Source organism: Pseudomonas sp. W2-17 (genome assembly GCF_041060445.1).
GTDB lineage: Bacteria > Pseudomonadota > Gammaproteobacteria > Pseudomonadales > Pseudomonadaceae > Aquipseudomonas.
The window spans coordinates 25169-37453 of sequence record NZ_JAUFNS010000015.1; the positions used below are offsets into that span (position 1 = coordinate 25169).

Annotated in this window: 12 protein-coding genes and 1 pseudogene; 9 read left to right on the forward strand and 4 right to left on the reverse strand. The window is 62.0% G+C overall.

The genetic code is table 11. The features are described from left to right. Positions 1-2 precede the first annotated feature (2 nt). The 3 genes from QWI20_RS18640 to QWI20_RS18650 all read right to left on the reverse strand — a co-directional run bounded on the left by QWI20_RS18640 (position 3) and on the right by QWI20_RS18650 (position 3328). On the reverse strand, positions 3-413 hold the full coding sequence (locus QWI20_RS18640; protein WP_133776461.1) for a PA2817 family protein: 411 nt from the start codon (positions 411-413) through the stop codon (positions 3-5). A 64-nt stretch (positions 414-477) separates the two neighbouring features. Next, positions 478-681: a hypothetical protein gene (locus QWI20_RS18645; RefSeq protein WP_369306687.1), complete on the reverse strand. Its 204-nt coding sequence runs from the start codon at positions 679-681 to the stop codon at positions 478-480. A 202-nt stretch (positions 682-883) separates the two neighbouring features. Further along, positions 884-3328, reverse strand: a complete 2445-nt coding sequence (locus QWI20_RS18650) for an acyl-CoA dehydrogenase (RefSeq protein WP_369306688.1) — start codon at positions 3326-3328, stop codon at positions 884-886. A 213-nt stretch (positions 3329-3541) separates the two neighbouring features. Here QWI20_RS18650 and QWI20_RS18655 point away from each other — a divergent pair, with 213 nt between their 5' ends. From QWI20_RS18655 to QWI20_RS18665, 3 genes are all read left to right on the forward strand, one after another. Next, a complete protein-coding gene (locus QWI20_RS18655) occupies positions 3542-4165 on the forward strand; it encodes a glutathione S-transferase family protein (protein WP_369306689.1) in 624 nt (207 codons plus the stop codon). A gap of 218 nt (positions 4166-4383) precedes the next feature. Beyond that, complete coding sequence (locus QWI20_RS18660) at positions 4384-5316, forward strand: ABC transporter ATP-binding protein (RefSeq protein ID WP_369306690.1); 933 nt, start codon at positions 4384-4386, stop codon at positions 5314-5316. Continuing rightward, positions 5313-6092 carry an ABC transporter permease gene (locus QWI20_RS18665; protein ID WP_369306691.1) on the forward strand — a complete coding sequence of 260 codons (780 nt, stop codon included), beginning with the start codon at positions 5313-5315 and terminating at the stop codon, positions 6090-6092. Before QWI20_RS18660 ends, QWI20_RS18665 begins: the two co-directional genes overlap by 4 nt. Before the next feature lie 122 nt (positions 6093-6214). Here the strand turns inward: QWI20_RS18665 and QWI20_RS18670 are convergent, their stop codons facing one another. Beyond that, a complete protein-coding gene (locus QWI20_RS18670) occupies positions 6215-6730 on the reverse strand; it encodes a DUF2062 domain-containing protein (RefSeq protein ID WP_369306692.1) in 516 nt (171 codons plus the stop codon). A 153-nt stretch (positions 6731-6883) separates the two neighbouring features. Here QWI20_RS18670 and QWI20_RS18675 point away from each other — a divergent pair. The 6 genes and pseudogenes from QWI20_RS18675 to kdsB all read left to right on the forward strand — a co-directional run bounded on the left by QWI20_RS18675 (position 6884) and on the right by kdsB (position 12246). After that, a pseudogene (locus QWI20_RS18675) lies at positions 6884-9100 on the forward strand (DNA internalization-related competence protein ComEC/Rec2). Positions 9101-9184: 84 nt separating this feature from the next. Continuing rightward, positions 9185-9859, forward strand: a complete 675-nt coding sequence (locus tag QWI20_RS18680) for a MotA/TolQ/ExbB proton channel family protein (protein ID WP_192172743.1) — start codon at positions 9185-9187, stop codon at positions 9857-9859. Then, positions 9856-10287 carry a biopolymer transporter ExbD gene (locus QWI20_RS18685; RefSeq protein WP_065993112.1) on the forward strand — a complete coding sequence of 144 codons (432 nt, stop codon included), beginning with the start codon at positions 9856-9858 and terminating at the stop codon, positions 10285-10287. Before QWI20_RS18680 ends, QWI20_RS18685 begins: the two co-directional genes overlap by 4 nt. Beyond that, positions 10287-11282 carry a tetraacyldisaccharide 4'-kinase gene (gene lpxK / locus QWI20_RS18690; RefSeq protein ID WP_369306693.1) on the forward strand — a complete coding sequence of 332 codons (996 nt, stop codon included), beginning with the start codon at positions 10287-10289 and terminating at the stop codon, positions 11280-11282. The genes QWI20_RS18685 and lpxK overlap by 1 nt, the downstream gene beginning before the upstream one ends. 17 nt (positions 11283-11299) lie before the next feature. Next, entirely contained in the window at positions 11300-11485 is a 186-nt protein-coding gene (locus QWI20_RS18695) for a Trm112 family protein (RefSeq protein WP_071551147.1), read from the forward strand. Next, positions 11482-12246, forward strand: coding sequence for a 3-deoxy-manno-octulosonate cytidylyltransferase (gene kdsB / locus QWI20_RS18700; protein WP_369306694.1), 765 nt, complete (start codon positions 11482-11484; stop codon positions 12244-12246). Before QWI20_RS18695 ends, kdsB begins: the two co-directional genes overlap by 4 nt. The last annotated feature ends 39 nt before the right edge of the window (positions 12247-12285 follow it).

Consider the following 12285-nt stretch of genomic DNA (forward strand, 5'->3'; position numbering starts at 1 on the left):
GATCAGTGCTTGGACTCAGACTGCGACATCGCCAACAACTGCTTCTCCTGATTCCAGTCAAACGGCTCCTCGTTCTCCATCGCCTCAAAGCGACGCTCCTCCAGTGCCGTATACAAATCAATCTCATCGTCCGGCATGAAATGCAGACAATCGCCCGCGAAAAACCACAACAAATCCCGCGGCACTAAATGAGCAATCTGCGGATAACGCTGAATCACCTGACACAACAAATCCTGGCCAAGATACTGACTCTCGATAGGATCAGCCGGCAACAGCGTCAGCAACTCATCGTAACGCTCCAGAAACAGCGCATGACTTTCTTCGGGGACCTGCTCGGCCTCTCCCAGCGCGACCAGGATGCCGCGCAAGTGCAGCAGCAGATTCATGATGTGGTCGAGATTGGCGTCGGCCATGATGAAGCCCTCAGAGACAAAAACAGGCGCGGGAGTATAGAGGCCCCCGCCGCCTGCGGCTATCTCAATGCCACAACCCCGCCAGATACCGATGGCCTGCTTCAGTGAGGGCGAGGTGCGCAAAGGTACGGTCAGGACTGGGCAGACGGGTGACGAAGCCCATCATCAGCAGGGTTTGCAGGGTGGGTGTCGGCTTGCCGCTGTAAAGATCCTCCCCCGAGGCAATTTCAGAGAGCAGGCAGCGATGAGTCAGGCGTTGGTTAATCATGATGCGTCCCCTTGGGTTTTTCTTGTTGTTACCCAGGAGTGTAGGACAATTCACCAGCGCGGTGTATGTAGACGTAAGTCGCGGGCAGCAGGTGCAAAAGCTAGCTTGCCCGCGAAGGCCTCGGTGGGTCTGACACTGTCATCAGTGCTTGTACCTAATCCATCGCGAGCAAGCTCACTCCTACAGGGTTCGCCTCAATTAATCAGCGGATTTTGCCTTCAGTGGCGACCAGCTCTTCCTTGTCGAAATCATCCACATCGATCACTTTGCGCCGCGCCGCCTCTGCCGCCCGCAAGGTCTCTGCTTCCGGCACCTGCAGCACACCTGCGTTGAGCGCGGCATCGATCAGATGCTCACCCCCCGCCGGCTTGACCTGGCCGCTTTTCACCGCGTGATGAAGTTTGCTGCGGATAGCCTTGGCGCCGATGAGCAAGTCGCTGGCGTGCTGCAACGCGCCGACCGGATCCTCTGCGTCGGTCGGGCGATAGCAACCGGCAAGCACCGATTCCAGCGCCGGGTCGCCCTTGGCACGGCCAAGGATTTCCGCGACCTGCGCATCGAGCCTGTCCGATGGCCCTTTGTGACGACGACCGAACGGGAACACGATCACCCGCAGCAGCCCGCCAAGGATCCGGTTCGGGAAATTACTGAGCAATTCGTCCAGCGCGCGCTCCGACTCACCCAGCGCTTCTTCCATGGACCAGCAAAACAGCGGCGCCAGCGCTTCGGGATAATCCAGATCGTGGTAACGCTTGAGCGCGGCGGACGCCAAGTACATGTGGCTCAACACATCACCCAGTCGCGCCGACAGACGCTCGCGGCGTTTCAGCTCGCCGCCCAGCAGCATCATGCTCAGGTCCGCCAGCATCGCAAACGCTGCAGCCTGACGGTTCAGTGCGCGGAAATAGCCCTGACTCAGGCGATCACCCGGCACGCTTTCGAAATGCCCAAGACCCAGATTCAGCACCAGCGTGCTGGCCGCATTACGCACAGCGAAACCAATGTGCTGCATGAGCAGGCCGTCGAATTCCACCACTGCCCGATCGTGATCCTTACGGCCGGCGAGGGCCATTTCCTTCAGCACGAACGGATGGCAGCGGATGGCGCCCTGACCGAAGATCATCAGGTTGCGCGACAGAATGTTCGCGCCTTCGACCGTAATGAAGATCGGCGCGCCTTGCCACGAGCGACCGAGGTAGTTGTTCGGGCCCATGATGATGCCCTTGCCGCCGTGCACATCCATCGCGTGGGTGATGCACTCCCGGCCACGCTCGGTCAGGTGATATTTCAGAATCGCCGACAGCACCGAAGGTTTTTCGCCCAGGTCCACCGCATTGGCGGTCAGGATGCGCGCGCTGTCCATCAGCCACGCATTGCCGCCTATGCGCGCCAGAGATTCCTGAATCCCTTCGAACGCTGCCAGCGGTACGTTGAACTGCTCGCGCACCTGGGTGTACTGCCCGGTAACGAGGCTGGTGAACTTCGCGGCGCCGGTACCGACCGCCGGCAGGGAAATCGAACGCCCGACCGACAGACAATTCATCAGCATCATCCAGCCTTTGCCGAGCATCTCCTGGCCGCCGATCAGGTACTTCAGCGGAATGAACACGTCCTTGCCGGAGTTCGGGCCGTTCATGAACGCTGCGCCCAGTGGCACATGACGACGGCCGATCTCTACGCCGGCATTGTCGGTCGGAATCAGCGCCAAGGTGATGCCCAGGTCTGCCTCGTCACCGAGCAAATGCTCAGGGTCGTAGGCCTTGAAGGCGAGGCCGAGGAGGGTGGCGACCGGGCCGAGGGTGATGTAGCGCTTTTCCCAATTCAGGCGCAGACCGATGACTTCTTTGCCTTCCCACTGGCCCTTGCAGATGATCCCGGTGTCAGGCATCGCCCCTGCGTCGGAGCCGGCCAGCGGCCCGGTCAGTGCGAAGCACGGGATCTCGTCGCCACGGGCCAGGCGTGGCAAGTAGTGATTGCGCTGCTCGTCGGTGCCGTAATGCAGTAACAGCTCTGCTGGGCCCAGTGAGTTGGGCACCATCACGGTGGAGGCCAGATCGCCGCTGCGGGTCGCCAACTTCATCGCCACTTGCGAGTGGGCGTAGGCCGAGAAGCCTTTACCGCCGTATTCCTTCGGAATGATCAGGGCGAAGAAACCATGCTCTTTTATATGCGCCCAGGCTTCCGGCGGCAGGTCCATGGCCTGACCGATCTCCCAGTCGCTGACCATGGCACACAGCGCTTCGGTCGGGCCGTCGAGGAACGCCTGCTCTTCATCCGTCAGTTTGCTCTTCGGGTAGCTGAGCAAGATGTTCCAGTCCGGACGGCCACTGAACAGCTCGCCATCCCACCACACCGTACCGGCGTCGATGGCGTCACGCTCGGTGGCGGACATCGGCGGCAGCACTTTCTGAAACCACGAGAACATCGGCGCACTGAAGTGTTTGCGGCGCAGGTCCGGCAGCGCCAGCATCAACGCGACGCCAATCCACAACACCCACGGGATGATCATCCAGCCGTGGGCATGACTGAACGCGCCCATCGCCAGCAGGTACACCGCGACGATGCCCAGGGCGGGGAAGGGCGCAACTCGCCGATGGGCCAGCCAGGCCACGCCGACCACCAACACTACGATCCACAGCAACAACATAAACAGCCCTCCATGATGACGGTGCGATAAGCGCAACCGGCTGCGCAGTCGACCGCTCTGGCCCGCGCTTCGATAGTGACCCCGGGCTATCAAGGGAGTTCGGGGGCTGGCCGATGCACAGGAAGTTGTGGCTCGAACACCCGCATCCCGGAGTAGACTGTGGCCCGCCGCAATCGCCACTCATCGCTCGTTGACCACACGGAGAATGACAACATGTTGAAGATCTGGGGCCGCAAGAACTCGTCCAATGTGCGCAAGGCATTGTGGATCGCCGAGGAGCTGGGACTGGAATACGAGTCGCTGAATGCCGGCGGCCCTTTTGGAGTCAACGATCAGCCCGAGTACCTGGCGAAGAACCCCAACGGCGTGGTGCCGATGATCGAAGACGGCGAATTCGTGCTGTGGGAATCCAACACCATCGTTCGCTATCTGGCCGCCCAGTACGCGCCGGATTCTTCGCTCTACCCCGCCAGCCCCAAGGCGCGCGCTCAGGCGGAGAAGTGGATGGACTGGACCACGTCGACGCTGGCCGGCCCTTTCCGCCCGGTGTTCTGGGGCGTAGTACGCACGCCAGCCGACAAACAGGACTGGACGCAGATCAACGCGGCCATAGCCGAAGTCGAGCGCCTGCTGGTCATTGTCGACGCAGCACTGACGCGTCAGCCGTACCTCTCGGGCGACGAATTCGGCGTGGGCGACATTCCCCTCGGCTGCTTCGCTTACCCCTGGTTCGAAATGCCGATTGAACGTCGCGAGCTGCCCCACCTCAAAGCCTGGTACGAGCGTTTGCAACAGCGTCCGGCGTATCGAAAGGCCGTCATGACCGCGCTGACCTGAGTTCAGCCCGTGTCGAGTTAATACTGACTATCAATCGATGTCGCTGTACTTGGGCGGCATCGGCACGCAACATTGCGGCCACTGCGTTTGTAGCCTTGAGTTGCGCCTGATATTCCAGCTGCGCAGCACGGTAAATGTCAGCACCCCTGTGAGCGCAGCAACTGCACGTTCGTATCCGTTTATCTTCCCTTTTCATTTTTATTGGTGTGTGTTCAGTCATGAGTTCAGCTCTGTCCATCCGGCAGCTAACCAAGACCTACGGCAACGGTTTCCAGGCCCTCAAGGGCATTGATCTGGACGTCGCCGAGGGTGATTTCTTCGCATTGCTCGGCCCCAACGGCGCCGGCAAATCCACCACCATCGGGATCATCTCGACCCTGGTCAACAAAACCAGCGGCACGGTGAACATCTTCGGCCACGACCTCGATACCCATCCGGCGCAGCTCAAACGCTCGATCGGCGTGGTGCCGCAGGAATTCAATTTCAATCAGTTCGAAAAGACCTTCGACATCGTCGTGACCCAAGCGGGTTATTACGGCATTCCGCCGAAGATCGCCAAGGAGCGCGCCGAGCAGTACCTGACCCAGCTGGGTTTGTGGGACAAGCGCGACTCGCCGTCGCGTTCGTTGTCCGGCGGCATGAAACGCCGCCTGATGATTGCCCGCGCGCTGATTCATGAGCCGCGACTGTTGATCCTCGACGAGCCTACGGCGGGCGTTGATATCGAGCTGCGCCGTTCGATGTGGACCTTCCTCACCGAGCTGAACGAGAAGGGCATCACCATCATCCTCACCACGCATTATCTGGAGGAGGCTGAGCAGCTGTGCCGCAACATCGGCATCATCGATCACGGCACGATCATCGAAAACACCAGCATGAAGACCCTGCTCAACAAGCTGCACGTCGAGACCTTCCTGCTGGACCTGCGCGATCCACTGCAGGCCGCGCCTCAGCTCAACGGCTATCCGGTGAAACGGGTCGATAACCACACGCTTGAGGTGCAGGTCGACAAGACCCTCGGCATCACGTCGCTGTTCAGCCAGCTGTCGCTGCAGAACATTCAGGTGCTCAGTCTGCGCAATAAAACCAATCGCCTTGAGGAGTTGTTCGTGGGTCTGGTCGAGAAGAATCTGGCGAAGGTGGCGATATGAGCTCGGAGCTGCGCCCCAACCTGATCGCCCTGAACACCATCGTTTATCGTGAGGTCCGGCGCTTCATGCGGATCTGGCCGCAGACCCTGCTGCCGCCAGCGATCACCATGGTTCTGTACTTCGTCATCTTCGGCAACCTGATCGGTCGGCAGATCGGCGACATGGGTGGCTTCACCTACATGCAGTACATCGTGCCGGGCCTGATCATGATGTCGGTGATCACCAACTCCTACGGCAACGTCGTCTCGAGCTTCTTCGGCGCCAAGTTCCAGCGTTCGGTCGAAGAGCTGATGGTCTCGCCGGTGTCGCCCCACACCATCCTGATCGGCTACACCATCGGCGGCGTGCTGCGCGGGCTGGCGGTGGGGGTGATCGTCACGATGCTGTCGATGTTCTTCACCGACCTGCAGGTGCATCACTTGGGCATCACCATCATTGTGGTGCTGCTGACCGCGACGATCTTCTCGCTGCTGGGCTTTATCAACGCTGTGTTTGCGCGCAACTTCGATGATATTTCCATCATCCCGACCTTTGTGCTGACGCCGTTGACCTACCTGGGCGGGGTGTTCTATTCGATCAACCTGTTGCCGCCTTTCTGGCAAACCGTGTCGCTGGCCAACCCGGTGCTGCACATGGTCAACGCCTTCCGCTTCGGCATTCTCGGCGTGTCGGACATCAAGATCAGCATCGCCCTGGCGTTCATGATCGTTGCGACCATCGTGCTGTACCTGGGCTGCGCGCGACTGCTGGTGAGCGGACGCGGTATGCGTCAGTAACTCGCTCCATACTGTGGGAGCGAGCTTGCTCGCGAAGACGTCATTACATGCGCTGAACATGTAGCAGATGTACTGACGCCTTCGTGAGTAAGCTCACTCCCACCTGTTCTGCTGTGTTCGTACTATTGGCGCTTTGCCTTGCGCTGCCGCCACTGCCGTCCGACCCACCAGCGCCAATACGCCATCGTCCCGAAGTACCCCGCCACGCCCAGCACGATCCCCGCCACCACCGATCCCAGCAAAAACGGCTGCCACAAGGTGGAGAGCTGTCCGCTGATCCAGTCCCAGCTCAGCTCGTCCGGGAAATGCCGTGGCGGCAAGCCCATCAGCAGCGCACCGATTTTGTAGGTGCAATAGAACACCGGCGGCATCGTCAGCGGGTTGGTCAGCCAGCACAGACTGACCGCGATCGGCATATTGGCCCGCACCCAGATCGCCAGTACGGCCGCCAGCAGCATCTGCAACGGCATCGGCATCAAGGCGGCGAACAGCCCGATCCCCATTGCGCGCGCCACGGAGTGTCGATTGAGGTGCCAGAGGTTGGGGTCGTGCAGAAGAGAGCCAAGAAAGCGTAAGGATTTGTGTTCCCGGATGCTGTTCGGATCGGGCATGTAGCGCTTGATCAGGTGGCGTGGCATACGGGAATCCGGCGAGGTGGGCGGGAAATTCGGGGAAGTATGCACGGATAGTCGCAAATGCAAATTCAGACTTTGTGACAATTAATAAGCGCGCGTGCCGGCGCATCGACTAAGCCATGAAGGTCGATTTCGCCCGCAGACAAGGAAAGCCTCATGCGCACGGGGATGCTCGCGCTTGCACTCGGATTGCTGACGCTACGTTTTTTGCCAGCATTACCGCCGGTCTGGTTGCTACTGGCGTTGCCCGTGGTGGCGCTGATGCTGCTGCCGTTTCGCACTTACCCGCTGGCGTTTTAACTGTTCGGGCTGACCTGGGCCTGCGTCTCGGCGTCGTCGGCGCTGGATGACCGACTGGCCGAGCGTCTCGACGGACAGACACTCTTGCTGGAAGGCCGCGTCGTCGGGCTGCCACAGACCCTCGACGGCGTGGTGCGGTTTCAGCTGGATGATCCCGTTTCACGACGCGCGCGACTTCCCGAACAGATTCGTGTTGGCTGGTACGGCGGCCCGCCGGTCAGCAGCGGCGAGCGCTGGCGTCTGGCGGTCAAACTCAAGCGGCCGGGTGGGCTGGTCAACCCCGGAGCCTTCGATTACCAGGCATGGCTGCTGGCCCAGCGCATTGGCGCCACCGGCACCGTGGTGGACGGTCAGTTGCTTGAGCCGGCCCGAGGCAATTGGCGCGACGGCATCCGCCAGCGCCTGCTGAGTGTGGATGCCCAAGGCCGACAGGGTGGTCTGGCCGCCTTGGTGCTGGGTGACGATTCAGGACTGAGCGCCGCCGACTGGCAGGTCCTGCAGGACACCGGCACCGTTCACCTGTTGGTCATATCCGGGACGCACATCGGCTTGCTTGCCGGTTTGCTCTACGGGCTCGTCGCCGGTCTGGCCCGCTGGGGCGCGTGGCCGCCGTTTCTGCCCTGGCTGCCTTCGGCGTGCATCGCGGCCTTCTCGGGCGCGCTGGCCTATGGCGTGCTGGCGGGATTTGAAGTGCCGGTGCAGCGGGCCGTCATCATGTTGGGTCTGGTGCTGCTGTGGCGTCTGCGTTTCCGTCATCTGGGCACCACGTGGCCGCTTTTGCTGGCGCTGAATCTGGTGCTGATCGCCGAGCCGTTGATCACACTGCGCCCCGGCTTCTGGCTGTCGTTTCTGGCCGTCGCGATCCTGATGCTGATCTTCAGCGGGCGACTCGGGCGGTGGAGCTGGCTGCAGAGCTGGACCCGCGCACAATGGCTGATTGCGCTTGGCCTGTTGCCGGTGTTGCTGGCGCTGAACCTGCCGGTGAGCGTGAGCGGCCCCGTCGTCAATCTGCTCGCCGTGCCGTGGGTAAGCCTGTTGATTCTGCCGCTGGCGTTGATCGGCACGCTGCTGCTGGCGATTCCATCCCTTGGCGAAAGCCTGCTGTGGCTGGCGGGCGGTTCGATGGACGGGTTGTTTCGATGGCTCTCGTTCATGGCGGATCTCGCTCCCGCCTGGACCGGGCCCCACGTGCCGGTGTGGGTCTGGCCGCTCAGCCTGCTCGGCGCGTTGCTGCTGTTACTGCCCAAAGGCCTGCCGATGCGTCCGCTGGGCTGGCCGTTACTGTTGCTGTGCATCTTCCCTCCGCAGAAAACCGTGCCTGTCGGGCAAGTCGAAGTGCTGCAGCTGGACGTGGGGCAGGGCCTTGCCATTCTGCTGCGTACCCGTGATCACGCGCTGCTGTATGACGCGGGGCCGCGCTTCGGCGATTTCGATATCGGCGAGCGCGTGGTGTTGCCGGCCATTCGGCGCGCCGGGGTCAGGCAACTGGACACGCTGCTGCTCAGTCATGCCGATTCTGATCATGCCGGTGGCGCCGCCGCCGTTCTCAAAGGCGTGCCTGTTGCGCGGGTGCTGACGGGTGACGTAGGGCGCATGCCTGCCGAGTTGTCGGCCGAGTCCTGCAGTAACGGGGAAACATGGACGTGGGATGAAGTCGTTTTTTCCACCTGGAGTTGGGAGCAAGCCGCAGAGGGCAATCAGGCCTCGTGCGTGCTCAGCGTCGAGGCCAACGGCGAGCGGCTGTTGCTGACCGGTGATATCGACGTGGAGGCAGAGCGCGCCATGCTCGCCGATGGCTTCAACGTCAGCGCCCACTGGCTGCAATCCCCCCACCACGGCAGCCGCAGCTCGTCGTCCCGGGCGTTTCTGCGCGCGGTCGGCGCCCGGGGCGTGCTGATTTCCCGAGGCCGCAATAATGCGTTCGGTCATCCCCATCCTCTGGTGATGTCGCGCTACGCGTGGTCGGGCATGGAGATTCACGACAGCGCTGTGCTGGGTGCTATCACCGTGCAATTGGGCGCTTACGAAAAGGCGCTGGCCGAACGTAGGACGCGACGCTTCTGGCGTGACTGAAAGGTCTGGTTATTCATCGACACGTTCGGCGAGGCGCCGACGCTATGTTAGAGTGGCGCCACTTTTTTTGAGGGGGTGGTCGCTGTGTGGGAGCTGGTCAAATCAGGTGGCTGGATGATGCTACCGATCATTTTGAGTTCCATCGCCGCCGTCGGAATCATCATTGAACGCCTCTGGACCCTGCGCGCCAGCCGCATCACGCCGCCGCATTTGCTCGGCCAGGTGTGGCGCTGGATTCAGGACAACCAGCTGAGCGCCGAAAAACTCAAGGAGCTGCGCGCCGATTCGCCACTGGGTGAAATCCTCGCCGCCGGTCTGGCCAATTCCCGTCATGGTCGCGAGATCATGAAAGAGTGCATCGAGGAAGCCGCAGCCCGGGTCATTCACGAGCTCGAACGCTATCTGGCAACACTCGGCACCATCGCTGCCATGGCCCCCCTGCTGGGTCTGCTGGGCACCGTGCTCGGCATGATCGACATCTTCAGCTCCTTCACCAGCAGCGGCATGACCGGCAACGCAGGCATGCTCGCCGGCGGTATTGGCAAGGCACTGATCTGCACCGCCTCGGGCCTGACCGTTGCGATTCCCGCGATCTTCTTTCACCGCTACCTGCAAAGCCGCGTGGATGAACTGGTCGTCGGCATGGAACAGGAAGCCATCAAGCTGGTGGAAGTCGTGCAGGGCGATCGTGACGTCGATCTGACCGACGCCAAGCCGGACATCAAGGCTGCCGCGCGTGGCGAGGGCAAGAAGAAGTGAAATTCCGCCGTCGCAAGCCCAGGGAGACCATCGACATCAATCTGGTGTCGCTGATCGACGTGGTGTTCATCCTGCTGCTGTTCTTCGTCGTGACCACCACGTTCACCCGGGAAACCCAGCTGCGCGTTGACCTGCCCCAGGCGGTGACCGGCGCTTCTGCAGATGACGTCGACAAAAAGCACCTCGACATCACCATCAATGCCGACGGCGTGTATTCGGTAAACAACACGCTGCTGGGCGACAGCAAGCTGGAAACCCTGATTGATGCCCTGCAGAAGGAATCCGAGGGCGACACCAGCCTGCCGCTGTCGATCAGTGCCGACGGCAAGACACCCCATCAGGCGGTGATTACCGCCATGGACGCCGCCGGCAAGCTCGGTTTCGCCCATTTGCGCATGACCACCGTCGAGGCCGCATCGGCTAACTGATGGCATTCACTGACCGACTGCTCGACGCTTGGTACAACGGCCATCCGGCGCTGGTGTTATTGCGCCCGCTCGAATGCCTGTACCGGCGCGTGGTGAACCGCAAGCGCGCGCGTTTCCTCGCAGGGCAGGGTGACATCTACACAGCGCCCGTTCCGGTCGTTGTCGTCGGCAATATCACCATCGGCGGCACCGGCAAGACGCCGCTGATTCTCTGGATGATCGACCATTGCCGGGCCCGCGGCCTGCGCGTCGGTGTGGTCAGTCGCGGTTACGGCGCCAAACCGCCGAGCCTGCCCTGGCGCGTCCTGCCGCAGCAGCCCGCCGAGCACGCGGGCGATGAACCGCTGCTGATCGTCAATCGCACCGGCGTGCCCCTGATGATCGACCCGGACCGCTCGCAAGCCGTGCGCGCCTTGCTGGCTGAAGAGCCCCTCGACCTCATTCTTTCCGACGACGGCCTGCAGCACTATCGCCTGAACCGCGACCTCGAACTGGTGCTGATCGATGCCGTCCGCGGGCTTGGCAATCGGCGCTGCCTGCCGGCGGGCCCGTTGCGCGAACCGGTGGAGCGGCTGCAAAGCGTTGATGCCCTGCTGTACAACGGCGCGGGCGCGGATCGCGAAGACGGCTTTGGGTTTCAGCTCAACCCCTCCGCGCTGGTCAACCTGGTCACCGGTGAACGCCGGCCGGTCGATCATTTCCCGCCCGGTCAGCAGCTCCACGCAGTGGCCGGCATCGGTAATCCACAACGTTTCTTCAACACCCTCGAAGGACTACACTGGCGGCCTGTTCCACATGCGTTCGCCGACCATGCCGTGTTCAGTGCCCAGGCCCTGTCGTTCACCCCGGCATTGCCCGTGGTCATGACCGAGAAGGACGCCGTCAAATGCGCCTCCTTCGCCGCGCCGGACTGGTGGTACCTGGCCGTGGAAGCCGCGCCTTCGCTGGCGTTCGTCAGTTGGTTCGATTCGCAGTTAACCCGTGTTTTGCCATGACTCGCTCAGGATCTCTTATGGACACCAAATTGCTCGACATTCTTGCCTGCCCGATCTGCAAGGGTCCGCTCAAGCTCAGCGCCGATAAAACCGAGCTGATCAGCAAAGGCGCCGGCCTTGCCTATCCGATCCGCGACGGCATCCCGGTGATGCTGGAAAGCGAAGCGCGCACCCTCACCGCCGACGAGCGTCTGGACAAATGACCGCAGCGTTCACCGTTGTCATTCCGGCACGCTACGGCTCCAGTCGCTTTCCAGGCAAGCCGCTGAAAACCATCGCCGGCAAGCCGATGATCCAGCACGTCTGGGAACAGGCGCGCAAAAGCAGCGCAGAGCGCGTGGTGGTTGCCACTGACGATCAGCGCATCGTCGACGCCTGCCAGTTGTTCGGCGCCGAAGTGCTGATGACCCGCGACGATCACAACTCCGGGACCGACCGCCTGGCTGAAGTCGCCGCCAAACTGGGTCTGGCCGACGACGCCATCGTGGTCAACGTCCAGGGGGACGAGCCGATGATCCCGCCCGCCGTGATCGATCAGGTTGCTGACAACCTCGCCGCACACCCTGAGGCACGCATGTCGACCCTCGCCGAGCCGATTGAGGACGTCGCATCGCTGTTCAATCCCAATGTGGTCAAGGTCTGCTCGGACCTCAACGGCCTGGCACTGACCTTCAGCCGCGCGCCGCTGCCCTGGGCTCGCGATGCGCTGGCGAAGACCCGCGACGAGCTGCCGGAAGGCGTGCCGTATCGCCGTCACATCGGCATTTATGCCTACCGCGCCGGGTTCCTCCACGACTTCGTCAGCTGGGGCCCCTGCTGGCTGGAAAACACCGAAAACCTCGAGCAGTTGCGTGCGCTCTGGCACGGCGTGCGCATTCACGTGGCCGATGCCCTTGAAGCGCCACCGGCCGGCGTCGACACCGCTGAAGACCTGGAACGCGTTCGTCGTCTGCTGGAGGGTTGATGGGCATGGCTCTTGTCGTTCTTCCACTGTTTTCGCGGA

Excerpts from the sequence above, each read along its gene's own strand:
- QWI20_RS18695 (WP_071551147.1), top strand. The coding sequence starts at position 11,300 with ATGGACACCAAATTGCTCGACATTCTTGCCTGCCCGATCTGCAAGGGT.
- QWI20_RS18660 (WP_369306690.1), top strand. The coding sequence starts at position 4,384 with ATGAGTTCAGCTCTGTCCATCCGGCAGCTAACCAAGACCTACGGCAAC.
- QWI20_RS18640 (WP_133776461.1), bottom strand. The coding sequence starts at position 413 with ATGGCCGACGCCAATCTCGACCACATCATGAATCTGCTGCTGCACTTG.
- QWI20_RS18655 (WP_369306689.1), top strand. The coding sequence starts at position 3,542 with ATGTTGAAGATCTGGGGCCGCAAGAACTCGTCCAATGTGCGCAAGGCA.
- QWI20_RS18650 (WP_369306688.1), bottom strand. The coding sequence starts at position 3,328 with ATGTTGTTGCTGTGGATCGTAGTGTTGGTGGTCGGCGTGGCCTGGCTG.
- QWI20_RS18670 (WP_369306692.1), bottom strand. The coding sequence starts at position 6,730 with ATGCCACGCCACCTGATCAAGCGCTACATGCCCGATCCGAACAGCATC.
- QWI20_RS18665 (WP_369306691.1), top strand. The coding sequence starts at position 5,313 with ATGAGCTCGGAGCTGCGCCCCAACCTGATCGCCCTGAACACCATCGTT.
- QWI20_RS18645 (WP_369306687.1), bottom strand. The coding sequence starts at position 681 with ATGATTAACCAACGCCTGACTCATCGCTGCCTGCTCTCTGAAATTGCC.
- kdsB (WP_369306694.1), top strand. The coding sequence starts at position 11,482 with ATGACCGCAGCGTTCACCGTTGTCATTCCGGCACGCTACGGCTCCAGT.
- lpxK (WP_369306693.1), top strand. The coding sequence starts at position 10,287 with ATGGCATTCACTGACCGACTGCTCGACGCTTGGTACAACGGCCATCCG.